This window comes from Janthinobacterium sp. CG_23.3, assembly GCF_046115965.1.
GTDB lineage: Bacteria > Pseudomonadota > Gammaproteobacteria > Burkholderiales > Burkholderiaceae_D > Janthinobacterium.
In genome coordinates, this window is record NZ_JBJXIB010000013.1 from 39,036 (window position 1) to 64,138 (window position 25,103).

The 25,103-nt window shown below is 65.3% G+C and carries 22 protein-coding genes and 1 pseudogene; 20 read left to right on the forward strand and 3 right to left on the reverse strand.

What is annotated here, in order from left to right; all coding sequences use genetic code 11:
- The first annotated feature begins 125 nt into the window (after window positions 1-125).
- The 11 genes from ACFDR9_RS05760 to ACFDR9_RS05810 all read left to right on the forward strand — a co-directional run bounded on the left by ACFDR9_RS05760 (window position 126) and on the right by ACFDR9_RS05810 (window position 13,635).
- On the forward strand, window positions 126-2,858 hold the full coding sequence (locus tag ACFDR9_RS05760) for a FimV/HubP family polar landmark protein (RefSeq protein WP_409030366.1): 2,733 nt from the start codon (window positions 126-128) through the stop codon (window positions 2,856-2,858).
- A 68-nt stretch (window positions 2,859-2,926) separates the two neighbouring features.
- Window positions 2,927-3,739, forward strand: coding sequence for a tRNA pseudouridine(38-40) synthase TruA (gene truA / locus ACFDR9_RS05765; protein ID WP_017879127.1), 813 nt, complete (start codon window positions 2,927-2,929; stop codon window positions 3,737-3,739).
- A gap of 112 nt (window positions 3,740-3,851) precedes the next feature.
- Window positions 3,852-4,544, forward strand: coding sequence for a phosphoribosylanthranilate isomerase (locus ACFDR9_RS05770; RefSeq protein WP_026133457.1), 693 nt, complete (start codon window positions 3,852-3,854; stop codon window positions 4,542-4,544).
- Complete coding sequence (trpB, locus tag ACFDR9_RS05775; protein WP_035787935.1) at window positions 4,528-5,772, forward strand: tryptophan synthase subunit beta; 1,245 nt, start codon at window positions 4,528-4,530, stop codon at window positions 5,770-5,772. The genes ACFDR9_RS05770 and trpB overlap by 17 nt, the downstream gene beginning before the upstream one ends.
- Before the next feature lie 84 nt (window positions 5,773-5,856).
- On the forward strand, window positions 5,857-6,654 hold the full coding sequence (trpA, locus tag ACFDR9_RS05780; RefSeq protein WP_017879130.1) for a tryptophan synthase subunit alpha: 798 nt from the start codon (window positions 5,857-5,859) through the stop codon (window positions 6,652-6,654).
- Window positions 6,655-6,921: 267 nt separating this feature from the next.
- A complete protein-coding gene (gene accD, locus ACFDR9_RS05785; RefSeq protein ID WP_026133459.1) occupies window positions 6,922-7,794 on the forward strand; it encodes an acetyl-CoA carboxylase, carboxyltransferase subunit beta in 873 nt (290 codons plus the stop codon).
- Window positions 7,795-7,870: 76 nt separating this feature from the next.
- Window positions 7,871-9,169: a bifunctional tetrahydrofolate synthase/dihydrofolate synthase gene (folC, locus tag ACFDR9_RS05790; protein WP_409030367.1), complete on the forward strand. Its 1,299-nt coding sequence runs from the start codon at window positions 7,871-7,873 to the stop codon at window positions 9,167-9,169.
- Window positions 9,170-9,195: 26 nt separating this feature from the next.
- Entirely contained in the window at window positions 9,196-10,233 is a 1,038-nt protein-coding gene (locus tag ACFDR9_RS05795; protein ID WP_409030368.1) for an SPOR domain-containing protein, read from the forward strand.
- A 40-nt stretch (window positions 10,234-10,273) separates the two neighbouring features.
- Window positions 10,274-10,762 carry a CvpA family protein gene (locus tag ACFDR9_RS05800; protein WP_017879134.1) on the forward strand — a complete coding sequence of 163 codons (489 nt, stop codon included), beginning with the start codon at window positions 10,274-10,276 and terminating at the stop codon, window positions 10,760-10,762.
- A 39-nt stretch (window positions 10,763-10,801) separates the two neighbouring features.
- Window positions 10,802-12,325 carry an amidophosphoribosyltransferase gene (gene purF / locus ACFDR9_RS05805; RefSeq protein ID WP_026133461.1) on the forward strand — a complete coding sequence of 508 codons (1,524 nt, stop codon included), beginning with the start codon at window positions 10,802-10,804 and terminating at the stop codon, window positions 12,323-12,325.
- Between the two features lie 68 nt (window positions 12,326-12,393).
- Complete coding sequence (locus ACFDR9_RS05810) at window positions 12,394-13,635, forward strand: cystathionine gamma-synthase family protein (protein WP_409030369.1); 1,242 nt, start codon at window positions 12,394-12,396, stop codon at window positions 13,633-13,635.
- A gap of 120 nt (window positions 13,636-13,755) precedes the next feature.
- Here the strand turns inward: ACFDR9_RS05810 and lexA are convergent, their stop codons facing one another.
- Complete coding sequence (lexA, locus tag ACFDR9_RS05815; RefSeq protein WP_409030370.1) at window positions 13,756-14,394, reverse strand: transcriptional repressor LexA; 639 nt, start codon at window positions 14,392-14,394, stop codon at window positions 13,756-13,758.
- A gap of 258 nt (window positions 14,395-14,652) precedes the next feature.
- Between lexA and rpsF the strand changes: the two genes are divergently transcribed.
- From rpsF to ACFDR9_RS05855, 8 genes are all read left to right on the forward strand, one after another.
- Window positions 14,653-15,039, forward strand: coding sequence for a 30S ribosomal protein S6 (gene rpsF, locus ACFDR9_RS05820; RefSeq protein ID WP_017879137.1), 387 nt, complete (start codon window positions 14,653-14,655; stop codon window positions 15,037-15,039).
- Between the two features lie 20 nt (window positions 15,040-15,059).
- Complete coding sequence (gene priB, locus ACFDR9_RS05825) at window positions 15,060-15,359, forward strand: primosomal replication protein N (protein ID WP_026133464.1); 300 nt, start codon at window positions 15,060-15,062, stop codon at window positions 15,357-15,359.
- Between the two features lie 27 nt (window positions 15,360-15,386).
- A complete protein-coding gene (gene rpsR, locus ACFDR9_RS05830; protein WP_010400024.1) occupies window positions 15,387-15,677 on the forward strand; it encodes a 30S ribosomal protein S18 in 291 nt (96 codons plus the stop codon).
- 32 nt (window positions 15,678-15,709) lie between these two features.
- Window positions 15,710-16,162, forward strand: coding sequence for a 50S ribosomal protein L9 (gene rplI, locus ACFDR9_RS05835; RefSeq protein WP_035787940.1), 453 nt, complete (start codon window positions 15,710-15,712; stop codon window positions 16,160-16,162).
- Window positions 16,163-16,281: 119 nt separating this feature from the next.
- Window positions 16,282-17,667: a replicative DNA helicase gene (locus ACFDR9_RS05840; protein ID WP_017879141.1), complete on the forward strand. Its 1,386-nt coding sequence runs from the start codon at window positions 16,282-16,284 to the stop codon at window positions 17,665-17,667.
- A gap of 88 nt (window positions 17,668-17,755) precedes the next feature.
- Window positions 17,756-18,382, forward strand: coding sequence for a DUF47 domain-containing protein (locus tag ACFDR9_RS05845; RefSeq protein WP_017879142.1), 627 nt, complete (start codon window positions 17,756-17,758; stop codon window positions 18,380-18,382).
- Window positions 18,383-18,431: 49 nt separating this feature from the next.
- Window positions 18,432-19,445 carry an anion permease gene (locus tag ACFDR9_RS05850; RefSeq protein WP_409030371.1) on the forward strand — a complete coding sequence of 338 codons (1,014 nt, stop codon included), beginning with the start codon at window positions 18,432-18,434 and terminating at the stop codon, window positions 19,443-19,445.
- A 218-nt stretch (window positions 19,446-19,663) separates the two neighbouring features.
- On the forward strand, window positions 19,664-21,250 hold the full coding sequence (locus ACFDR9_RS05855; protein ID WP_409030372.1) for a pyridoxal-dependent decarboxylase: 1,587 nt from the start codon (window positions 19,664-19,666) through the stop codon (window positions 21,248-21,250).
- A gap of 95 nt (window positions 21,251-21,345) precedes the next feature.
- Here the strand turns inward: ACFDR9_RS05855 and ACFDR9_RS05860 are convergent, their stop codons facing one another.
- Window positions 21,346-23,706 carry an ATPase, T2SS/T4P/T4SS family gene (locus ACFDR9_RS05860; RefSeq protein ID WP_409030373.1) on the reverse strand — a complete coding sequence of 787 codons (2,361 nt, stop codon included), beginning with the start codon at window positions 23,704-23,706 and terminating at the stop codon, window positions 21,346-21,348.
- Between the two features lie 13 nt (window positions 23,707-23,719).
- Complete coding sequence (locus tag ACFDR9_RS05865; RefSeq protein ID WP_409030374.1) at window positions 23,720-24,610, reverse strand: MBL fold metallo-hydrolase; 891 nt, start codon at window positions 24,608-24,610, stop codon at window positions 23,720-23,722.
- A 166-nt stretch (window positions 24,611-24,776) separates the two neighbouring features.
- Here ACFDR9_RS05865 and ACFDR9_RS05870 point away from each other — a divergent pair.
- Window positions 24,777-25,103 (forward strand): annotated as a pseudogene (locus ACFDR9_RS05870) (hypothetical protein); the annotation flags it as partial.

Sequence of the window (25,103 nt, forward strand, 5' to 3'; positions counted from 1 at the left end):
TCCGGGAAAGCACCTATTCTCCCCTGTCAACCATGATGCCGCCAAATATGCCTGTAAATACTCGCCCCAGGGTCGTTTCCTTCGCGCTGAAAACACTCACCAGTGCTGTCGCCTGTGCAGTTTTATTGTCTCCCGCGGTGCAAGCGGCCGGTCTCGGCAAGCTCACTGTTTTATCCTCGCTGGGCCAGCCCCTGCGGGCCGAAATCGAGCTCACTTCCGTGGCGGCCGACGAGGCGTCCGGGCTGGCTGCGAAGCTGGCCCCGGCCGAAGCCTTCCGCCTGGCCAACATCGATTTCAACCCGGCGTTGCTGTCGCTGCGCTTCGCCGTCGAGCAGCGCGGCGGGCGCCAGTTCATCCGCGTCAGCTCGTCGCAGCCGGTCAACGAACCGTTCGTCGACATGCTGCTCGAACTGAGCTGGAACGGCGGCCGCCTGGTGCGCGAATACACCTTCCTGCTCGACCCGGCCGACATGCGCCAGTCGCAGATGGCGCAGGTGGCCGCGCCAGTCGACCTGGCGACGCCGCGCGGCGCGCAGCAGCAGGCGCCAGCGCCGCAGCAGCAAGCGGCACAGCCAAGCCAGGCCGCACCGCCAAGCCAAGCGGCACAGCGGGCCCAGCAGGCGGAGCCGGCGGCCCCGGCCGCGCCGCGGGCCGAACGCGCGGCGCGCGCCGCGTCCCAGCCGGCGCCTGAAAAAGCGCAGAAGCGGGCCGACGAGCCGGACTACCGCGTCAAAACGGGCGACACCCTGAGCCGTATCGCCAAACAACTCAAGCCGACCAACGTGTCGCTCGACGTGATGCTGGTGGCGCTCTACCGCGCCAATCCGGAAGCGTTCAGCGGCAACAATATGAACCGCCTGCGCTCGGGCCGCATCCTGGCCGTGCCGGACGCCGACACCTTGCGCCACACCGGCGATGGCGAGGCGCGCGGCGTCATCGTCGCGCACGCGGCCGATTTTGCCGCCTACCGCAACAAGCTGGCCGGCCAGGTCGCCGCCGGCGCGCCGTCGAAGGACGCGGAAGCGGGCCAGAGCGCCGCCGGCAAGATCACCGCCAAGGTCGAGGAACGCGCCACCCCGGCCAACGAATCGAAAGACCAATTGAAACTGTCGAAGGCGGCCCCGGCCGCGTCGGCCGGCGGCGCCACCGCCGTCGCCGGCGTCGAAGACAAGATCGCCAAGGAAAAGCAGGTCGCCGAGGCGGCGGCCCGCGTCAAGGAACTGGAAAAGAACGTCAGCGACCTGGAAAAGTTGATGGCGGTAAAAAGCAAGGCGATGCAGGCCGCGGCCAGCGCGCCGGCCGTTGCCGTCGTGGTGCCGGACGCGCCCGTGGTGGGCGCGCCGGTCCCGGCGCCGAGCGCGGAGATGCCCAAGCAAAAGCCGGTGCCGCTGGTGAAGAAAGCCCCGCCGGCGCCGGCGCCGGAGCCGTCCATCGTCGACACGCTGATGGAGAACATCAGCTCGGTTGGCATCGCCCTGGCGGCGCTGCTGGCCGGCGTCGCCGCGCTGGTCATGTCGCGGCGCAAGAAAAAGGCGCCGCCCAAGGTCGAGCCGGGCGTGCTGGGCGACCCGGGCGAGCAAGCCCACTCGATCTTCGCCGAATCCGGCGGCCAGAGCGTGGACACCAACAACAGCGTGTTCAACTCCAATTTCGCGCCGTCGGCCAGCCAGCTCGACACCAACGAAGTCGACCCGGTCGCCGAAGCCGACGTCTACATCGCCTACGGCCGCGACGCCCAGGCCGAGGAAATTCTGAAGGAAGCGCTGCGCACCCATCCGGAGCGCCACCCGGTGCGCCTGAAGCTGCTTGAAATCTACGCCACCCGCAAGGACGCGCGTGCCTTTGAAATGCAGGCCGGCGAACTGTACGCGATGACCAAGGGGCAGGGCGAGGAATGGCGCCAGGCCGCCGGGCTGGGGCTGACCCTGGAGCCGAACAATCCGCTCTACAGCGACGGCGCCGCGCCGCCGGCCGACGTGTCGCCGGCAAAGCCGCAGGAACACGCCTTCGACGCCCACCTCGCGGCCGCCACCGCCACCGCCGCGACCGCCGGCGCGGCCGTGGCCGCCGCCGCGCTGGCCGAACCCGACTTCCAGCCGGATTTCGACCTGGACCAGGAATTGACCGCGCCGGCCGCGCGCGCCAGCGACTTCGGGCTGGACGCGGCGTCGCAGGAGACGGCGCTGCCGACGCCGGCCTCGGTCGCCGCCGACACCGGCCACTTCCTCGACTTCGACCTCGGCGGCTTGAGCTTCGAGCCGGTCTCGACGACGGCGCCGATCGCCATGCCCGGCCCGGACGCGACGCCGGCGCCGGCCGCCGACGCGTCGTTCGACATGGACTTCGACATGCCGTTCGACAAAGCCGAGGCCAGCGCCGAGCCGGCCCCCGCGCCCGACAACGGCATGGACTTCGGCCTGGACCTTGAGCCGGCGCGCACGGTGGACAGCGTTGCCGCGGCGCCCGCGCCGGACCCGCTGATGGATCTGGACCTGATGAATTTCGACCTGCCGGCGACGCCGGCGGCGGTGGCGGAGCCCTTGTCGAGCGAATCGATCGACGACTTCTTCGCCAAGCCGGCATCGCCGGTGACGCAAGAGGCGGCAACGGCGGCGCCGGAGTTCGACCTGTCGGGCATCGACCTCGACCTGGGCGCCGAGGCCAAATCGGCTGGCAGCGGCGTCGACGACCCGCTGTCGGCGGCGCACATGGAAATGGACACCAAGCTCGACCTTGCGATCGCCTACCAGGAAATCGGCGACAAGGAAGGCGCGCGCGAACTGATCGACGAAGTCATCAAGGGCGGCAGCGACGCCCAAGTGGCGAAGGCCAACTCGATGCGGCAACTGCTGGGGTAAGGCCGCGGCCCGGACTGTGTCGGCGCGGCAGTATAATGCGCTGACACAGACTTCACATTGGACAGCAATTGAAACGGATAGCACTCGGGGTCCAGTACGACGGCACGGCCTGGCACGGTTACCAGAAACAAGAAGACCGCCAGACGGTGCAAGACCAGCTTGAAATCGCGCTGGAAAAATTTGCCCGCGTACCGGTCGGCACCACCTGCGCCGGCCGCACCGACACCGGCGTGCACGCGCTGGAGCAAGTGGTACACTTCGATACCGACCTCGAACGCGACATCCACTCGTGGATCCGCGGCGTCAACACCTTCCTGCCGGCCTCGATCGCGGTGCGCTGGTCGCACGAAATCGACGCCAGCGTCGCCGCCGCCAACCCGGACGAGCAATTCCACGCCCGCTTCAGCGCGCGCTCGCGCACCTACCATTACGTGCTCTACAACAATCCCACCCGCTCGCCGCTGCTGGAAGGGCGCGCCGGCTGGGTCTTCCGCGCGCTCGACGTGGCGCCGATGCGCGAAGCGGTCAAACCGCTGATCGGCTGGCACGACTTCACCGCCTTCCGCGCGGCGCACTGCCAGGCCAAGTCGCCGGTCAAGCTGATGCATGAAATCGGCATCGAACGGCGCGGCGAACTGATCGTCTTCACCATCCGCGCCAACGCCTTCCTGCACCACATGGTGCGCAACCTGGTCGGCTCGCTGATCTACATCGGCCTGGGCAAACACCCGCCGCAATGGCTGGGCGAAGTGCTGGCGGGGCGCTGCCGCGCCGACGCCGCGCCGACCTTCATGCCGGACGGTTTGTATCTGGCGAAAATCGACTACGACCCCAAATGGTGCCTGCCGCAAGAAGCCGCCAGCCCCTTGCCCTGGTTCTAACAACAACCCTGGGGGCAGGTCCCGGAATGGCGGTGTTCTTGCCTTGAAAACCGCCATATTGAGACGTGACCCCGCAGTGTAGGGACGATCCCCTATTTGCAGGAGAGTGATGATGCAGAGAACGCGTATCAAGATTTGCGGCCTGACCCGCGCCGAGGACGTGGCGGCGGTGGTCGAGGCCGGCGCCGACGCGATCGGCTTGGTGTTTTATCCGAAGAGTCCGCGCTATGTGACGCCGCGCCGCGCCGCCGAGCTGATCGCCGCGCTGCCGCCCTTCGTCGGCGCCGTCGGCCTGTTCGTCAACGCCAGCGTCGACGAGTTGGCGATGGTGGCGCGCATCGCGCCGCTGGCGTTGTTGCAGTTCCACGGCGACGAATCGCCCGAGCACAGCGCCAGGCTGGCCGCCGCCGCGAATCGTCCCTTCATGCAGGTTTTTCGCGTCAAGCCCGACACGAGCGCCGCCGATTTGTTAGAATACGAGCAGCGCTACCGCGCCGCCAGCACCTTGTTTTCGGGCCTCTTGCTCGATACGTATGTCGATGCCTACGGCGGCGCAGGAAAGGTATTTGATTGGTCTCTCATTCCAAAAGAACTCGCGCCTCGGGTCGTTTTAAGTGGTGGCTTGAGCGTACAAAACGCGACTGACGCGGTGGTACGCGTACGCCCTTACGCAGTCGACGTCAGCAGTGGCGTCGAGGCGGACAAGGGTATCAAGGACGCGCGCAGGATCCGCGACTTCGTCCGGGCGATCCGTGCCGCCGATGCCATCATTGAAAGAGAAAAATCCCATGACAAGCCTGCCTGAATCCGGCCCAGCCGCCGCATTGTTCCACGCCACCGATTACCATTTGCCAAACGCCAAGGGCCATTTCGGCCCCTACGGCGGCGCCTTCGTCGCCGAAACCCTGAGCCACGCGCTGGCCGAGCTGAACGAGGCCTACGCGCGCTATAGCAACGACGCCGAATTCCTCAACGAATACCGCTACGAGCTGAAGCATTTCGTCGGCCGTCCGTCGCCGATCTACCACGCCAAGCGCTGGTCCGAGATGATGGGCGGCGCGCAGATTTATTTCAAGCGCGAGGATTTGAACCACACCGGCGCCCACAAGATCAACAACGTGATCGGCCAGGCCCTGTTGGCCAAGCGCATGGGCAAGCCGCGCATCATCGCCGAAACCGGCGCCGGCCAGCACGGCGTGGCCACGGCCACCATCTGCGCCCGCTTCGGCCTCGAATGCGTGGTGTACATGGGCAGCGAGGACGTCAAGCGCCAGGCCCAGAACGTTTACCGGATGAAGCTGCTGGGCGCCACCGTTGTACCGGTCGAGTCCGGTTCCAAGACGCTCAAGGACGCGCTCAACGAGGCCATGCGCGACTGGGTCACCAACATTGAAAACACCTTCTACATCATCGGCACCGTGGCCGGCCCGCATCCGTACCCGATGATGGTGCGCGATTTCCAGTCGGTCATCGGCGAGGAATGCCTGGTGCAAATGCCGGAAATGACCGGGCGCCAGCCCGACTACGTGCTCGCCTGCATCGGCGGCGGCTCCAACGCGATGGGTATTTTCTATCCCTACATCGACCGGCGCGACGTGCGCCTGGTCGGCGTCGAGGCGGCCGGCGAGGGGCTGCACACCGGCAAGCACGCGGCCTCGCTGACGGCCGGCTACCCGGGCGTGTTGCACGGCAACCGCACCTATTTGCTGCAGGACGAAAACGGCCAGATCATCGAGACCCATTCGGTCTCGGCCGGGCTGGACTATCCGGGCGTCGGCCCCGAGCACGCGTGGTTGAAGGATTCCGGGCGCGCGCAGTACGTCTCGATCACCGACGACGAGGCGCTGCAGGCTTTCCACGATTGTTGCCGCATAGAAGGCATCATTCCTGCGCTGGAGTCGTCGCACGCGCTGGCCTACGCGGCCCAGTTGGCGGCGACCCTGCCGAAGGAGCAGATCGTGCTGGCCAATTTGTCCGGCCGCGGCGACAAGGACATGCACACCGTGGCGGAGCGGATGGGGCTGAATTGGTAGGTCGGCTTAGCGTAGCGTAAGCCGCCAGCGGCGCCCGCAGCGGCGCCGGCCCGCCCCATTCCACACAATCATAGAAAGCCATCCATGTCCAGAATCACCGCCACATTCGCCGCGCTCGCGGCGCAGAAAAAAACCGCCCTGGTCACCTTCATCACCGCCGGCGACCCCGGCCCGGAATTGACGCTGCCGCTGATGCACGCGCTGGTCGAGGGCGGCGCCGACATCCTCGAACTGGGCGTGCCGTTTTCCGATCCGATGGCCGAAGGCCCGGTGATCCAGCGCGCCTGCGAGCGCGCGTTGAAGTTCAACATCGGCCTGAAGGACGTCTTCGAATACGTGCGCCGCTTCCGCGAAACCAACCAGAGCACCCCGGTGGTGCTGATGGGTTACGCCAATCCGCTCGAACGCATGGGCGCCGAGGCGTTTATCGCCGCCTCGAAGGCGGCCGGCGCCGACGGCGCCATCATCGTCGACTATCCGCCCGAGGAATGCGAGGAGTTCGCCGCGGCGATGCGCGCCAACGGCCTCGACATGATCTTCCTGCTGGCGCCGACCTCGACCGAGGAACGCATCGCCCAGGTCGCCAAGGTTGGCGGCGGCTTCAGCTATTACGTGTCGCTCAAGGGCGTCACCGGCGCCGGCAATATCGACACCGTCCAGGTGGCCGAGCGGCTGGCGGCGATCCGCCGGCACGTCAAGCTGCCGATCGGCGTCGGTTTCGGCATCCGCGACGCCGCCACGGCGAAGGCGGTGGCGGCGGTGGCCGACGCGGTCGTCATCGGCAGCCGCATCATCCAGGAAATCGAGAATGCGCCGCCGCAGGGAGCGCCCGCCGCCGTGCGCAGCTTCGTCGCCGGCATCCGCGAGGCGCTCGACGCCTGACGCCGCAACGCCGTTGCGGCGCAAAGCGACAGTAGATGAGGCCGGACGCCGCCGCCCACTTTGATAATTGTTTTGGGGCAAGTTCGACAGCCCGGCCCTAAACGGCTACACTACGGCCACTGAACGAAGCTATCACTGGTGAAGCAAGGATGGGACGGGGCCGCCGGCCCGTCGGGTCGGGCGCATAGCCCCGCCCCGGCGCGGCCGCCGGGCCCGTGCGCCGCTTGCCGGAGTAACCGTCTGCCCGACAGGGCCATAGGAGAGAATATGAGTTGGTTAGAAAAATTGCTGCCCCCGCGGATTCAACGTTCCGACGCCGCGGCGCGCAAAACCATGCCGGAAGGCCTGTGGGTCAAATGCCCGTCGTGCGAAGCCGTGCTGTACCGCACCGACCTGGAGTCGAACCTGCATGTTTGCCCGAAGTGCGACCACCACATGCGCATCCGCGCGCGCGCCCGCCTGGACGGCTTGCTCGACGCCGGCGGCCGCTATGAAATCGGCCAGGAAATCCTGCCGGTCGACACCCTCAAATTCAAAGACAGCAAAAAATACCCGGACCGCCTGAAGTCGGCCATGGAAGCGACCGGCGAGACCGACGCGATGGTGGTGCTGGGCGGCGCCATCATGAGCCTGCCGGTGGTGGTGGCGTGCTTTGAATTCGAATTCATGGGCGGCTCGATGGGCTCGGTCGTCGGCGAGCGCTTCGTGCGCGGCGCCCAGGTCGCGCTGGAGCAGAAGGTGCCGTTTATTTGCATCACCGCCACCGGCGGCGCGCGCATGCAGGAAGGCTTGCTGTCGCTGTTGCAGATGGCCAAGACCACCGCGATGCTGACCAAGCTGTCCGAGAAGAAGCTGCCGTTCATCAGCGTGCTGACCGATCCGACCATGGGCGGCGTGTCCGCCTCGTTCGCCTTCATGGGCGACGTCGTGATCGCCGAGCCGAAGGCGCTGATCGGCTTCGCCGGCCCGCGGGTGATTGAAAACACCGTGCGCGAAAAACTGCCGGAAGGCTTCCAGCGCGCCGAGTTCCTGGTCACCAAGGGCGCCGTCGACATGATCGTCGACCGGCGCAAGATGCGCGAAGAAATCGCCCGCCTGCTGGCCTTGCTGCAAAACCAGGCCGTCGAGGTCCTCGCTTAATTTGTTGTCGTTTTATTCGCGGCGCGCCAACGGGAAATTGTTCCGCCGGCGCGCCGCTTTCACGTAAAGCCCCGCCATGCCCAACCTCCCCACTACTCTGCCGGACTGGCTCGCCATGCTGGAAACCCGGCATTCCGAAACCCAGATCAACATGGGCCTGGACCGCGTGCAAGCGGTCAAGGCGCGCATGGCGCTGCGCTTCGACTGCCCGGTCATCATGGTCGCCGGCACCAACGGCAAGGGCTCCACCTGCGCCATGCTGGAGTCGGTGCTGCTGCGCGCCGGTTACAAGGTCGGCCTGTACATCAAGCCGCATTTCCTCGACTTCAACGAGCGCGCCCGCGTCAACGGCAACATGGCCGGCGACGCCGAGCTGGTGGCCAGCTTTGTGGCCGTCGAGGCGGTGCGCGGCGACACGCCGCTGACCTACTTCGAGTTCACCACGCTGGCGATCATGCACCTGCTGGCCGGCGCCGGGCTGGACGTGGCAATCCTCGAGGTCGGCCTGGGCGGGCGCCTGGACGCCGTCAACGTCATCGACGCCGACGTCGCCATCGTCACCAGCATCGACATCGACCACACCGACTACCTGGGCAGCACGCGCGAGGCGATCGGTTTCGAGAAGGCCGGCATTTTCCGCGCCGGCAAGGCCGCCATTTGCAGCGACCCGGTGCCGCCGCAGTCGCTGATCGAGCACGCCGGGGCGATCGGCGCCGACCTGTGGCTGATGGGCCGCGACTTCAACTATTCGGGCGACAAGCAGCAGTGGAACTACGGCGGGCGGGTGCAACGGCGCCACGCGCTGGCCTATCCGAGCCTGCGCGGCGCCAACCAGATCCTCAACGCCGCCGCCGTGCTGGCCGCGCTGGAGGTGCTCAAGCTGGACTTGCCGGTGGGCGCGCAGGAAGTGCGCACCGGCCTGGTGACGGTGGAACTGCCGGGCCGTTTCCAGGTGCTGCCGGGACGCCCGGCGGTGATCCTCGACGTCGCCCACAACCCGCACGCGGCCGCCGCGCTGAACCAGAACCTGGGCAATATGGGCTTCCATCCCTATACCTACGCGGTGTTCGGCTCGATGCTCGACAAGGACATCGACGGCGTGATGGCGGCGATGGGCGAGCACGTCGACCATTGGTGCGTCTGCGACCTGCCGTCGGCGCGCGCGGCGACGGCCTCCGAGCTGGCGGCGAAGGCGCAATCGATGCTGGCCGGCAGGGACGATAGCGACGAGCGCAGCGTCACTATTTTCCCAGATCCAGCCCAGGCATATGCAAATGCGATGAGCCGGGCCGGCGAGAATGATAGAATTGTGGTCTTTGGCTCCTTCCTGACCGTCGCCGGCGTGATGGTGGCCCGAAAATCCTCACTTCACTGACCGTATTCCACCGAAAAATATCACGCATGGGCTTGTTCTCGAAATTTAGTAAAAACAAGCAAGATGGCGCTGGCGAAGACAGCGGCTTTTACACCGCCGACGACCAGGGCGCGACTGCGAAGGCGCGTTCCAAGCGCGCCAGCAACGCCGGCAACAGCGCCGGCGCCGGGCCGCGCCGCGGCGGCAAGGACGCCGCCGATCCGGTGCTGCCGGAGAAAAAACGCGCGCGCCGCCGTTTGGTCGGCGCCGTCGCGCTGGCGCTGGGGGTAGCGGTCGGCTTGCCGATGCTGCTCGATTCCGAACCGAAGCCGCTGGCCTCCGACATCGCGATCCAGATCCCGTCGAAGGACAAGCCGGCCGCGCAGCACGGCCCCGCCACGTCGGCGTCGGGTTCGGTGTCGTCGCGCGTGGCGGCCGGCGAGGCCCTCGACCAGTCCGAGGAAATCGTTGACGATGCCGCGGCGCCGGTGCCGGCGGCGCCTGTCAAGGTGGCGCCGACGCCAGTGGCGCCGCCGGTGCTCGCCGAAGTAAAGACTCACATTGAACCGAAGCCGGTGAAGCCGGAAGCGCCCAAAGTCGAGGCCAGGGTTGCGACCAAGCCGGACGCGCCGAAGGCCGAGGCCAGGGTCACGCCAAAGCCGGAGCCAAAGCCGGAACCGAAGCCGAAGCCCGACGCCAAGCCGCACGAGACCCGCCAGGCCGAGGCCAAGCCGGTCGAGCCCAAACCGGTCGAGCCGAAACCGGCCGCCAAGCCGGCCCAGCCGGCCGAAGACGCCACGCGCGCGCTGGCGATTTTGGAAGGCAAGCCGGCGGCCAAGCCACAGGAGGCCGGCTCCGGCAAGTTCGTGGTGCAGGTTGCCGCGCTGGCGACCCAGGACAAGGTCGACGAATTGCAGGGCAGGCTGAAGGAAGCGGGCATCCACTCCTACACGCAGAAGGTGCCGACCCCGACGGGCGAGCGCATCCGCGTGCGGGTGGGGCCGTTCGGCAGCAAGGAAGACGCCGAGAAGGCGCGCGCCAAGTTGAGCAAGCTGGGCCTGGGCGGCAGCCTGGTGCCGGCTTGACGCCAAAGATGGCGGCGAGCGGCCACCAAGGGCGGGCGGCGTGACGCTGTTCGACTACCTGGTCTTGTTCGTGCTGATCTGCTCGGTGGTCATCAGTACGCTGCGCGGCCTGGTCAAGGAAATGCTGTCGCTGGTGAGCTGGGTGGTCGCCTTCGTCGTCGCCAACGCCTATGGCGCGGCGCTGGCGGCGTTGTTGCCGGATGTTATACCCGGCCAGGTGATACGCCTGATGGTGGCGTTCGTGGTGTTGTTTATCGGCGTGCGCCTGTTGATGGGGCTGCTCGCCATGGCGGTGGACGCGCTGGTCACGGCAACCGGCCTGAGCCTGGCCGACCGCGGCCTCGGCGGCCTGTTCGGCCTGGCGCGCGGCCTAGTCATCGTGTTGGCCGCCGTTATCTTGTGCGGGATGACGTCGATCCCGCAGCAGGCTTTCTGGAAACACGCGCTGTTAAGTCCGCTGGCGGAAAGCGGGGCCCGCACCATCAAGCCCTTTCTGCCGGCCGCTTACGCGCAGTACGTGCAATTTTGAATTTTTTTAAAATCAGTAGCACCAGTTTAGGAGCACACCATGTGTGGCATCGTCGGCGTCGTTTCTCATCAACCTGTTAATCAAATGCTCTATGATGCCTTGCTGCTGTTGCAGCATCGCGGTCAGGACGCGGCAGGGATCGCGACCAATCACAGCAGTATGTTTTCCATGCACAAGGCCAACGGCCTGGTCCGTGACGTTTTCCGCACCCGCAACATGCGTTCGCTGCAAGGCAACTCGGGTATCGGCCACTGCCGCTATCCGACCGCCGGCTCGTCCAGCGAGGAGGAAGCGCAGCCGTTCTACGTCAACGCCCCGTTCGGCATCACGCTGGCGCACAATGGCAACCTGACCAACTGGGAACAACTCAAGACCGAGATGTTCAAGAACGACCGCCGCCACATCAACACCGACTCCGACTCGGAAGTGTTGCTCAACGTGCTGGCGCATGAAATCGACGAAGCCACCAGCGCGCTGACGCTCGACCCGGCCGCCGTCTTCAAGGCCGTCACCGTGCTGCACCGCCGCGTGCGCGGCGCCTACGCCGCCGTGGCGCAAATCGCCGGCCTGGGCCTGCTGGCCTTCCGCGACCCGTTCGGCATCCGTCCGCTGTGCATGGGCATCATCGAAAGCGACAAGGGCACCGAATACATGGTGGCCAGCGAATCGGTCGCGCTCGAAGGCATGGGCTTCCGCTTCGTGCGCGACATCGCGCCGGGCGAAGCGGTCTTCATCGACCTCGACGGCGTGCTGCACAGCCAGCAATGCGCCGACAACCCGAGCCTGAACCCCTGCGTCTTCGAATACGTCTACCTGGCCCGCCCGGACTCGATCATCGACGGCGCCTCGGTCTACGCGACGCGCCTGAAAATGGGCGAATACCTGGCCGAGAAGATCCGCAAGGAATTCCCGGAAGGCGAAATCGACGTCGTCATGCCGATTCCCGACTCGTCCCGTCCGGCCGCGATCCAACTGGCCCTGGCGCTGAACATCGAATACCGCGAAGGGTTCATCAAGAACCGTTACATCGGCCGCACTTTCCTGATGCCGGGCCAGGCCATGCGCAAGAAATCGGTGCGCCAGAAGCTCAACGCCATCGCCTCCGAGTTCAAGGACAAGGTCGTGCTGCTGGTCGACGATTCGATCGTGCGCGGCACCACCAGCCGTGAAATCGTGCAAATGGCGCGCGAAGCCGGCGCCAAGAAAGTCATCTTCGCCTCGGCCGCGCCGCCGGTGATCTTCCCGAACGTGTACGGCATCGACATGCCGACCCGCGACGAGCTGATCGCCTACGGCCGCACCACCGAGGAAGTGTGCCGCGAAATCACCGCCGACGCCCTGGTGTACCAGGACATCGACGCGCTCAAGCGCGCCATTTCGGACGTCAACCCGGCGCTGACGAACTTCGAAGCCTCGTGCTTCGACGGCGTCTACGTCACCGGCGACGTGTCGCAAGCCTATCTCGACCGTCTTGAGTACGCGCGCCACAATCCGAAGGCGGCGGCGGTGGAAGACACCCCGCGTTCGCAGCTGAACCTCAACCTCGCCACCACCGAAGGGTGATGACGCGCCCGGCTTGCGCCGGGCTTTTTTTTTGCCCGCGCGCGCGCGGCGGCGTTTCCGGAAAAACCATGAGCGACACAAAAAACTACGGCTTTACCACCACCATCCTGCACGGCGACCGCCAGAAGTCGATCGAACACGGCTCGCTGCACCGGCCGATCCACACCTCGGTGGCTTTCGGCTACGCCGACGCGCGCCAGCTCGCCTCGGTATTCCAGGGCAAGGAGCCGGGCTTCCGCTACGGCCGCCAGGGCAACCCGACCGTCTCGGCGCTGGAAGATAAAATCACCAAGATGGAAGACGGCGTCGCCAGCATCTGCTTCGCCACCGGCATGGGCGCCATCGGCGCCGTGTTTCAGGCGCTGTTGCGGGCCGGCGACCACGTGGTCTCGTCGTCCTTCCTGTTCGGCAACACCAACAGCCTGTGGCAAACGGTGGCCGGGCAGGGCGTCGGCGTCGCCTTCGTCGACGCCACCGACGTCGGGCGGGTCGCCGCGGCGCTCACGCCGGCGACGCGCATTGTTTTCGTCGAAACCATCGCCAACCCGCGCACCCAGATCGCCGACCTGGAGCGCATCGGCGAACTGTGCCAGCAGCGCGGCATCCTCTACATCGTCGACAACTCGATGACCTCGCCCTACCTGTTCCGCCCGAAGACGGTGCACGCCGGCCTGGTGGTGAACGCGCTGACCAAGTCGATCGGCGGCCATGGCGACGCGCTTGGCGGCTGCCTGACCGACACCGGCGCCTACGACTGGGGCCGCTTCCCGAACATCGTCGAGAACTACAAGAAGGCCGCGCCTAAGCAATGGGGCATGGCGCAGATCCGCGCCAAGGGCTTGCGCGACTTCGGCGCCTCGCTGGGGCCGGAGGCGGCGCACAGCATCGCCGTCGGCGCCGAAACGTTGGCGCTGCGCATGGAGCGCGCCTGCGCCAACGCCATGGCGCTGGCGCAACTGCTGGAGGCGGACGAGCGCGTCGCCGCCGTGCACTACCCGGGCCTGGCCTCGCACCCGCAGCACGCCCTCGCCGGCGAACTGTTCCGCGGCTACGGCTTCCTGTTCAGCTTTGAGTTGAAGGACGGCATCGACTGCTTCGACTTCCTGAACCGGCTGAAGTTGGCGATCCCGGCCAGCAACCTGGGCGACACCCGCACGCTGGTGATCCCGGTCGCCCACACCATCTTCTTTGAAATGGGCGCCGAGCGGCGCGCCTCGATGGGCATCGCCGAATCGCTGATCCGCGTCTCGGTCGGCATCGAAGATAGCGCCGACCTGCTGGACGACTTCCGCGCCGCCTTGGCCGGCTAGTTGGTGCGGTTGTCGTCGCTCGGGTTGGCCGGAACGGCGCAATCCGACCCGCGACACGCTGCGGGTCAACAAAAAAGCCGGCCCAGGAGGCCGGCTTTTTGCACTATTCTTTCATCGATCTCAATGCCAGCTGCGCATCAGGCCGACCGCCAAGCCCTCGATGGCGAACTCGTCGGCTTCCGGATCGACCTTGATGATCTTGAAGTCCGGGTTCTCCGGCAGCAGCTCGATCAGGCTGCCGGTCTTGCGGTAGCGCTTGACGGTGACGTCGTTGCCGATGCGCGCCACGACGATCTGGCCGTTCTTGGCGCTGTCGACCTTTTTCACCGCCAGCAAATCGCCGTCCATGATGCCGGCGTCGCGCATCGACTCGCCGCGCACCTTCAGCAGGAAATCGGGGCGGGCCGAAAACATCGCCGGGTCGACCTGGTAATGGGTCTCGACGTGCTCCTGCGCCAGCATCGGCGAGCCGGCCGCGACGCGGCCGATCAGCGGCAGCGACATCATCAGCGAGGCCGGCACGCGCGCGGCGGGCGCGTCGACGGAGGCGCCGATCAGGCGGATGCCGCGCGAGGTGCCGGGCGAAATCTCGATGGCGCCCTTGCGCGCCAGCGCCTGCAAATGCTCCTCGGCGGCGTTGGCCGACTTGAAGCCCAGTTCGTTGGCGATCTCCGCGCGGGTCGGCGGGAAGCCGGTATTTTCAATCGCATCCTTGATCAGATTCAGAATTTGTTCTTGCCGTGCAGTGAGCTTGATCATGGGGGTCCGCGCATCGTGAAATGCTGTCTATATAAACAGACTGTATTTTTGTACAGTATCGACGCCAATGCAAGGGCTTTTACCCGTTTTTGAGAAATAATGCCGAAAACCAGCAACCGGCCCGTGTTGCGCGGCGGCGGCGCGCAAGATGGGTGTTGAGTATTGACAAAAAAGGCGTTATAATCTTCGGCTCACCGCTTCCCACACTCGTCTTGACGCCGAGGTGGGCGATTATCAATCCGTCCTTAAGGAGTTTGCATGCGTCATTATGAAATAGTATTTATCGTCCATCCGGACCAGAGCGAGCAAGTGCCCGCCATGATCGAACGTTACAAAGCCAGTGTGTCGACACGCGGCGGTTCGGTTCACCGCGTGGAAGATTGGGGCCGCCGTCAAATGGCTTACTCGATCCAAAAACTCGCCAAAGCACACTACATCTGCATGAACATCGAGTGCGACAATGAGACCCTGGTCGAATTGGAAACAGCATTCAAATTCAATGATGCCGTGTTGCGTCATCTGACCGTCAAGATGAAGAAAGCTGAAACAGCTCCTTCGCCGATGATGAAGTCGGTTCAACGTGAAGACGCGGCCAAAAGCCATCGCACCGAAGCGCCTGCGGCTGCCGCCGCCGTCGCAGCTTAATTGTTGTTCGGGAACCTGAGCTGAACCAGCTACAAGTTGTCGCCGTCATTGCCGAGCGCGAAGTATTGCGCTACACCCCGGCGGGTATGCCGATTGTGAATGCAGTATTGCAGCACAGTTCGCAACAAATGGAGGCCGGCATCGCCCGCTTGACCGAGTTTGACGTCGCCGCGCTTGCCGCTGGCGAAATCTCAGGCCGGTTCAGTGAGGCAGCCTTGGGCGGGGTCTATCAGTTCACCGGTTTCCTGGCTCGCAAGAGCCGCAACAGTAAAAGCCTGGTGTTTCACATCATTGATTTTAGTGCTGTCAATTCAGACTAGCGCATTTATTAGATACAGGAGCCTCAAATGGCATTCGGTAAAAAGTTCGACAAAAACAAGCTCAAGCTTAAAGAAAAGCGCAAACAGCAAAACCCGCTGTTCAAACGTAAGAAGTTCTGCCGCTTCACCGCCGCGCACGTTGAACAAGTCGACTACAAAGACGTCGATACGCTGAAAGATTTCGTCCAGGAAAACGGCAAGATCATGCCAGCACGCCTGACCGGTACCAAAGCGCACTACCAGCGCCAAGTTGACACCGCAATCAAGCGCGCCCGCTTCCTCGCGCTGCTGCCATACACCGACCTGCACCACGCTTAATTGCTGGCGTCAGAGAATTCCTGGAGAGAAATATGCAAATCATTCTGTTAGAAAAAGTCGCTAACGTCGGCAACCTCGGCGAAGTCGTCAAAGTCAAAGACGGTTACGCTCGTAACTTCCTGATCCCGCAACGCATGGCTCGCCGTGCTACCGCTACCGCTATCGCTGAATTCGAAGTCAAGCGCGCGGAACTGGAAAAAGCTGCCGCCGCTAAACTGGCCGCTTGCCAAGCCCAGGGCGAAAAACTGAACGGCATGACCGTTCAAGTTGCCCAGAAAGCCGGCGTCGATGGCCGTCTGTTCGGTTCCGTCACCAACTTCGACATCGCTGAAGCGTTGACGAAGCAAGGTTTCGCAGTCGAAAAAGCGCAAGTGCGTATGCCTAACGGCCCGCTCAAAACCACCGGCGAGCACGCCGTGTCGGTTGCGCTGCACACCGACGTCGTCGTTGACGTCACCATCGCCGTCGTCGGCGAGCACGCTTAAAGCGCTACCGGCCCGACGGCCGGTGCAAGCTTGTTGTAATGCTAAAAAGCCGGGTCCGCCCGGCTTTTTTATCGCCAATTTTTTTTAGCCGCGCCGCCGAAGCGGGTATAATTCGCGCCATGAACGCCCCCTCAGATCCGCAACTCGACTCCCTCCGTATTCCGCCGCATTCGATCGAAGCAGAACAATCCGTCATCGGCGGTTTGCTGCGCGACAACGCGGCGTGGGACCGCATCGCCGACTTCATGCATGCGGAGGATTTCTATCGCTACGACCACCGCATCATCTTCGAGCAAATCGTCAAGATGATCAACGCCTCGCGCCCGGCCGACGTGATCACCGTGTACGAAACCCTGACCCAGCTGGGCAAGGCGGACGAGGTCGGCGGCCTGGTGTACCTGAACGCGATGGCGCAAAACACGCCGTCGGCGGCCAACATCCGCCGCTACGCCGAAATCGTCCGCGACCGCGGCGTGCTGCGCAAGCTCATCACCGTCGCCGACGACATCTCCGGCACCGCCTTCAGCCCGCAGGGCAAGGAGGTCAAGCAGATGCTCGACGAGGCCGAGTCGAAGATTTTCGCCATCGCCGAGGAGGGCGCCCGCGGCGCCCAGGGCTGGACCGCGATCCAGCCGCTGCTGACCCAGGTCGTCGAGCGCATCGACGAACTCTACAGCCGCGACAACCAGAGCGAGATCACCGGCGTGCCGACCGGTTTCATCGACCTCGACCGCATGACCTCCGGCCTGCAGCCGGGCGACCTGGTGATCGTCGCCGGCCGCCCGTCGATGGGCAAGACGGCGTTTTCGGTCAACATCGGCGAGAACGTCGCCATCGACAGCGGCCTGCCGGTCGCCATCTTCTCGATGGAGATGGGCGGCTCGCAGCTGGCCATGCGTATGCTCGGCTCGGTCGGCCAGCTCGACCAGCACCGCCTGCGCACCGGCCGCCTGAACGACGAGGACTGGCCGCGCCTGACCCACGCGATCCAGAAAATGAACGACGCCCAGCTCTACATCGACGAGACGCCGGCGCTGAACTCGATCGAGCTGCGCGCCCGTTCGCGCCGGCTGTCGCGCCAGTGCGGCAAGCTCGGCCTGATTATCGTCGATTACTTGCAACTGATGTCCGCCAACAGCCCCGGCGACAACCGCGCCACCGAGATTTCCGAAATCTCGCGCGGCTTGAAGGGGCTGGCCAAGGAACTCGGTTGCCCGGTGATCGCGCTGTCGCAGCTGAACCGCTCGCTCGAACAGCGCCCCAACAAACGCCCGGTGATGTCCGACTTGCGCGAATCGGGCGCGATCGAACAGGATGCCGACGTGATCCTGTTCATTTACCGCGACGAGGTCTACAACCCCGACTCGCCCGACAAAGGCACCGCCGAGATCATCATCGGCAAACAGCGTAACGGCCCGATCGGCAGCATCCGCCTCACCTTCATGGGGCAGTACACCAAATTTGGCAATTACAGTGGTGGCCTGGCGCTGTACCAAGGCGACTAAGCTTCATTGGCAATTCCATCGGCCGCCCCGCCACCCGGGGCGGCGTTCTGTAGTAAATATCACGACGCAATGCTTAACGGAGAATGACATGTTTGGACGCTTGATGCCCACCGAGGGCAAGTTTTTTGATTTGTTTAACCAGCACGCCGAATTGTGCGTCAAAGGCGCCAAAGAGATGCTGGGCCTGATGACCAACTTCGACGACCTGGAAAATCGCGTGCACGCGATTGAAAGCATCGAAAAACAGGCCGACAAGGTCACCTACGCCACCGTCGAGATGCTGCACAAGACCTTCATCACGCCGATCGACCGCGACGAGATCCACCAGCTGATCACGCGCATGGACGACATCCTCGACCTGATGGAAGACGCCGCCCAGACCGTCTCGCTGTACGACCTGAAGGCGGTCACGCCGGAAGCCAAGCGCCTGGCCGAACTGGTGCTGGCCTGTACCGAGAAGGTGCGCGACGCCGTCGCCCTGCTGCACAACATGGACAACTCGCGCCAGATCGTCGCCATCTGCGAAGAGATCGACCGCTTGGAGTCGGACGCCGACCACGTCATGCGCGCCGCCATGTCCAAGCTGTTCCGCGACGAACCGGACGTGCGCAACCTGATCAAGCTCAAGGCCATCTACGAAATTCTGGAAACCGTCACCGACCGCTGCGAAGACGTTGCCAACATCATTGAAGGCATCATCGTCGAAAACGCCTAAGGCGTCACTGCGCTCGTTCTGAACAGCTAGAAATCGAAAAGAAAAATCCATGCATACCCTACAAATGAGCATCTACGCGCTCGCCTTGCTGATCGCACTGGCGCTGGTGTTCGACTTCATGAACGGCTTCCACGACGCCGCCAACGCGATCGCGACGGTGGTTTCGACCGGCGTGCTGAAGCCGCAGACGGCGGTGGCGATGGCGGCCTGCTTCAACTTCGTCGCCATCTTCGTGTTCCACCAGTTGACGGTGGCCACCACGGTGGGCAAAGGCACCATCGACCCCGGCGTCGTCGACCAGTACGTCATCTTCGGCGCCCTGATGGGCGCCATCGTCTGGAACCTGGTCACCTGGTACTACGGCATTCCGTCGTCGTCGTCGCACGCGCTGATCGGCGGCCTGGTCGGCGCCGCGGTGGCCAAGTCCGGCACCGGCGCGCTGGTCTCGGCGGGCCTGATCAAGATCATCATCTTCATCGTGCTTTCGCCGGTGCTGGGCTTCCTGTTCGGCTCCCTGATCATGTTGCTGGTGTCGTGGGTCTTCGTGCGCTCGACCCCGCGGCGGGTCGACAAGTGGTTCCGCCGCCTGCAACTGGTGTCGGCCGCGGCGTACAGCCTGGGCCACGGCGGCAACGACGCGCAAAAAACCATCGGCATCATCTGGATGTTGTTGATCGCCGCCGGCTATTCGCAGGCCGGCGAGGCCACGCCGCCGCTGTGGGTGATCATTTCCTGCTACACGGCGATCAGCTTCGGCACGCTGTTCGGCGGCTGGCGCATCGTCAAGACCATGGGCCAGAAGATCACCAAGCTGAAACCGGTCGGCGGCTTCTGCGCCGAAACCGGCGGCGCCATCACGCTGTTCGTCGCCACCGCGATGGGCGTGCCGGTGTCGACCACCCACACCATCACCGGCGCCATCGTCGGCGTCGGCTCGGCGCAAAAGATGTCGGCGGTGCGCTGGGGCGTGGCCGGCAACATCGTCTGGGCCTGGATCTTCACCATCCCGGCCTCGGCCTTCGTCGCGGCGATCGCCTGGTGGTGCGGCCAGTTCATCATATAAGCGTCAAACAGCGTCAAATGGCGCCGGGCGGCACGCCCCGCAAGCCGCCCCGCGATTCGCCGGGCGGCTTTTTTTGCGCGCGCGGCACGCCCTAGCGTCGTTGCGGGAAGGAATATTCAGCAATTCGAGATGGCGGCGTGCTACATTCACGCCTGCAAAAGCGGGGCCGCTGGCGTCCCGCGCCAAACAAAGAGATAAGCGGGATGGACGAGTTAGGCATGGATGAGTTGTTGCGGCGGCATTTTGACATCGGCGGCTTGGCCCGCTCGCCGGCCGTGCTGGAAACGGCGCTGGGGATGATGGCCGGCTGGCTCGCCGCCGAACGGGCCAACCCCTATCCGGCCACCGGGTTCGACCAGCTCAAGCGCGAGTTCAACGGCATGCCCCTGCCAACGCGGGGCATGGCGGCCGGCGCCCTGCTGGCGGAGCTGGAGCGCGACGTCTTCGCCCACACCGCGCAGCTGAACCATCCGAAATACATCGGCCACATGACCCAGGCGCTGCCCTGGATGTCGGTGCTGGCCGAGGCCTTCATCGCCACCTTGAACCAGAACCAGGTCAAGATCGAAACCGCCTACGTCTCCACGTTGATTGAAAACAAGGTGCTGGGCTGGTTGCACCAGCGCGTCTACGATTACGACGAGGCGTTTTACCACGACGTCTTCGCCGACGGCAACCGCCCGCTCGGCAATATGGTCGGCGGCGGCACGATGGGCAACCTGACGGCGCTGGCGGTGGCGCTGGAGCGCCAGTTGCCGGGCGTGCGCAAGGCCGGGCTGTACGCGGCGCTGCAAAAAACGCGGCACAGCGGCGTGGTGGTGCTGGGGTCGTCGCGCACGCACTATTCGATGAAGAAGGCGCTGGCCACGCTGGGTTTGGGCGAGGACGCGATGTGCCTGGTTCCGGTCGACGCCGACAACCGCATCGACCTGGCGGCGCTGCAACGCAAGATCGACGAACTCAAGGCCCGGCGCGTGAAGATCCTGGCGCTGGTCGGCATTGCCGGCACCACCGAAACCGGCAGCGTCGATCCGCTGCCCGAGCTGGCGGCGATCGCCCAACGCGAGCAGGTGTGGTTCCACGTCGACGCGGCGTGGGGCGGGGCGCTGCTGCTGGCCGACCGCTACAAGGAGCTGTACCGCGGCATCGAGCTGGCCGATTCGGTCGTCATCGACGGCCATAAGCTGTTCTGGGTGACGATGGCGCAAAGCATGGTGCTGTTCAAGGACGTCTCCAGCCTGGACTGCCTGAAGCACAACGCCAACTACATCATCCGGGCGCGCTCGGGCGACCTGGGCCAGACGTCGCTGGAAGGCTCGCGCCGCTTCGACGCGTTGAAGTTGTGGATGTCGTTCAAGCTGCTCGGCATGCGCGGCTACGACGCGCTGCTGGCGCGGTGCGGCGCGCTGGCCGGGCAGATGCGCGGGCTGATCGCCGCCGACGCGGATTTCGAGCTGACCTCGGCCTCGCCGACCTTTATCCTGACCTACCGCTACGTGCCGGCGCCGATGCAGGCGTCGCTGCGCGCCGCGCTCGCCGCCGGCCGCGCCGCCGACACCGCCGCGCTGAACCTGCAACTGAATACGCTCAACGCCTCGCTGCAGACCTTGCAGAAGGACGGCGGCAAGAGCTTCGTCTCGCGCACGGTGCTGGAGTCGACGCCCTATCCGGGCGATATCGTGGTGCTGCGCATCATCCTGACCAACCTGACGACGACGCCGCGGCATCTGCGCGAGATCCTGGAAGAGCAGCGCTTGTTGGGCGCCAGCCTGGCGGCGGGGTTGACGCCGGTCGGCGCCGCGTAATCCAACATGCCCGCGTCACCCGTTACGCCGGCGTGACGCGGGCATGTCGGCTTACGCCGTTCCTGCTAACCCGACCTGCGAAGAGCGCGCTAGCACTATTTGATGCACACGGCGCGCACCATTTTAATGTCGGTGATGCCCAGCAGGGTTTTTTCGATGCCGTCCATTTTCAGCGTCAGCATGCCGTCCTCCAGCGCCGCCGCCAGCAGTTGCGCGACCCGGCTGTGCTCTTGCAGCAGTTTTTTCACCTTGTCGCTGCCGAGCATCAGCTCGTGCAGGCCGACGCGTCCGCGGTAGCCCTTGTTGCATTCGCCGCAGCCGACGGCGCGGTACAGCGTAAAGCGGCCGTCGGCGTCGGCATAGCGCCGGCGCCAGCCGTCCAGCACGGCGGCGCGCGCGGCGGCGGCGTCGCGCGCGAAGCTGTCGGTGCTGTGCAGCTCGACGCAAAATTCGCTCAGCAGCAGGTCGATTTCGGCGGCGTCCGGATGGTAGGCGCTTTTGCAGCCGGCGCACAGGCGCTTGGCCAGCCGCTGCGCCAGAATGCCGAGCAGCGCGTCGGCGAAGTTGAACGGGTCCATGCCCATGTCGAGCAGGCGCACGATCGACTCCGGCGCGCTGTTGGTGTGCAGCGTGGCGAACACCAGGTGGCCGGTCAGCGAGGCTTCGATGCCCATCGCCACGGTCTCCTTGTCGCGCATTTCGCCGACCATGATGACGTCCGGGTCGGCCCGCAGGAAGGCCCGCATCACGGTGGCGAAGTCGAGCCCGGCCTTGCGGTTCACCTGCACCTGGCGCAGCCCCTTCTGGGTGATCTCGACCGGGTCCTCGACGGTCCAGATCTTGGTGTCGGGCGTGTTCAAGTGGCTCAGCACCGAGTGCAGCGTGGTGGTCTTGCCGGAGCCGGTCGGGCCGCACACGAAGAACAGGCCGTAGGGTTTTTCAATGGCGCCGCGCAGGCGCTCCAGGTTGAACGGCAGCACGCCCAGCTTGTCCAGCGGGATCGGCTCGCCCTGCGCCAGGATGCGCATGACGATGTCCTCGACGCCGCCGCTGGACGGGATGGTCGCCACCCGCAGTTCGATGTCGAGCGGGCCGTATTTCTTGAACTTGATCTTGCCATCCTGCGGCTTGCGCCGCTCCGAGATGTCGAGGTCGCACATGATCTTCACCCGCGCCACCAGCGCGCTGCGGTAGCTGGCCGGGATCTCGATGTAGGGCACCAGCGTGCCGTCCTTGCGGAAGCGGATGCCGGTCTTGCCCTTGCCCGGCAGCGGTTCGATGTGGATGTCCGAGACGCCCTGGCGGTAGGCGTCGACGATGATCTTGTTGACCAGTTTCACCAGCTCGTTCTCGACCGCCTCCGACACCTCGCCCGTCGCGCCGTCTTCGTCGTCGCCGTCCTGCATGCCCGACAGCAGGTCGCCGACGCTGCCCGAATCGCTGGCCGCGCCGAAGAACAACTCCACCGTCTGGGTGAATTCGCGCTGGCCGCAGACGCGGAAGACCACGCTCGACTTGGGGAAGATCTGGTTGACGATCTTGGTGTTGTGGACCCGCTCCGGGTCCATCGCCAGCACCAGCAGGCCGTCCTTGCCGTCCTCCAGCGGCAGCCAGCCGTTCTGCTCGACGTACTGGCGCTTCAGGTTTTTCAGCAGCTCGAGCGGGCGCAGGCGCTCGCGCTTGAAGGGTTCGTACGGCAGCGCGTAAAACGCCGCCAGCGCCTGGCCGACGCTGGCCGGCGTTACCTGGAATTGGTCGAGTAGCACCGCCTCCAGGTCGAGCGACTGCTCGCGCGCGGCGCGGGTGGCCTGCTCCAGTTCGGCCGCCGACAGCACCGCCTCGGCCACCAGCGCGTCGTATTTGCCGCGCAGCAGTTGCGGCAACTTCAGGCGCTGGCTCAGCGCCACCGACAGCGACGCGCACAGTTCCTTGACGCCGTCCTGGTAGAGCGGGGCGAACGGCCCGCCGTCGCGGTTGTTGATGAACTGGACCACCCCCAGCAGCTCGTTCGACTGCACCGCCACCAGCGGCGCCACCAGCATTTCGCGGGTGCGGTAGCCGGTGCGCTGGTCGACGCCCTGCTGGAAATGCAGCTCGGGCGACAGGCGCTTCAGTTCGGCCTCGTCGTAGACGTCGCTCAGGTTGACGGTTTTCCTGGTCAGCGCGACGTAGCCGGCAATGCTGTGCGCCGACACCGCCAGCTTCAGGTCGCGAAACGAGGTCAGCCCGGTTTTCACCTTCGAGACGATGTAGGCCTTTTCCGCGTCGAGCGCGTACAGCGTGAAGCGGTCGCTGTGGAACAGGTCGCAAAAGTCCATGCCAAGGTCGAGCATGATCTCGTCGAGCTTGCTGGTGGCGTGGATCTTGTTGGTGACCGCCTGCAACTGCTTGAAGAAGTGCAGGCGCAGGTCGAGTTCGGTGGGGCGGGTGCGGCGGTCGACGCCTGCTTCGTTCATGGTGGCGGCGCCTTCAGGGGAGGTCGACTTCCAGGCCTTCGTAGGCGAGGAACACTTGCAGGCCGTGCGGCAGCGGCGCGTGGCGCGCCATCACGTCGGCGAACACCGCCTCCAGTTCGGCGTCGCCGCGGCTCGGTTCGTGGTGGGTGCAGTACAGGCGCTTGGCGCCGCAGCGCAGCGCCAGCGCGAACGCCGCGTCGAAGGTGCCGTGGCCCCAGCCGCGCTTGGCCGGGTATTCCTCGCGGGTGTACGAGCAGTCCATGATCAGCACGTCGACGCCCCGCACGATGGCCTCGATGGCGTCCTGGCGCCGGGCCATGTCGAGGTGGGCGGCGGCGTGCGTCGGCGCGCCGGCGGCGTGGTGGTCGTACCCCGGCTCGTGGTCGCCGCTGAAGAACACCGACTTGCCGTTGCAGTCGATGCGGTAGCCCAGGTCCGTCACCGGGTGGTTCATCTCGGCGTTGCGTACCACCGCGTCGGCCACGTCGATCGCCTCGCCGATGGCCAGGGTCTGGTATTCGATGGTCGCGGCCATCGACGCTTCGCTGACCGGGAAGTAGCTGTTTTGCAGCTGGATCGCCATCACGTGTTCGATGCCGTTGCCGGTGACCGGGTCGTAGGCGCCGTGCAGGCGCACCCGGCTGCCGGGCACGAACAGCGGCGAGAAGAAGGGCAGGCCGTGGATATGGTCCCAGTGGCTGTGCGTGATGAAGATGTTGGCCGCGACCGGCCGGCCGGGCGGCAGCGACTGCGCCAGCGCGTAAATGCCGGTGCCGCCGTCGAGCACGATCAGGGTGCCGTCGTCGGTGCGCACCTCGATGCAGGTGGTGTTGCCGCCGTAGCGCGCCGTGCGCGGCCCGGGAGACGGAATCGAGCCGCGCACCCCCCAGAATTTGACTTTCATTCTTCGCCCTTGTAGCCACAGTCGAGATAAAGTCGATTCTAGTCTAATTCGCGGCGCCGGCGGGGTGTTGCCGTGTATTACTAAATATTTTGTTGTCAATCCGCGATGTACAGCCGCGTTCAGCGGCGCTACACTGGCGGCGTCCCCCCCTTTCCAGGCGCCCACCATGCACGCGCTGCACCCGGAGCAAATCGCCCAAAGGCTCGACCAGCTCACCGAATTGAGCGTCGCGCTGGGGCGCGGCCACGACATCGGCACCTTGCTCGAACGCATAGTCATGGTGGCGAAAAACCTCACCGGCGCCGACGGCGGCACGCTGTACCGCCCCAGCGCCGACCGGCGCAGCCTGAACTTCCACATTTCCATCAACGACAGCCTGGGCCTGCGCCAGGGCGGCGCCATCGGGGGGGGGGGGGGGGGGGGGGGGGGGGGGGGGGGGGGGGGGGGGGGGGGAGGGAGGGGGGGGGGGGGTGGGGGGGGGGGTGGGGGGGCG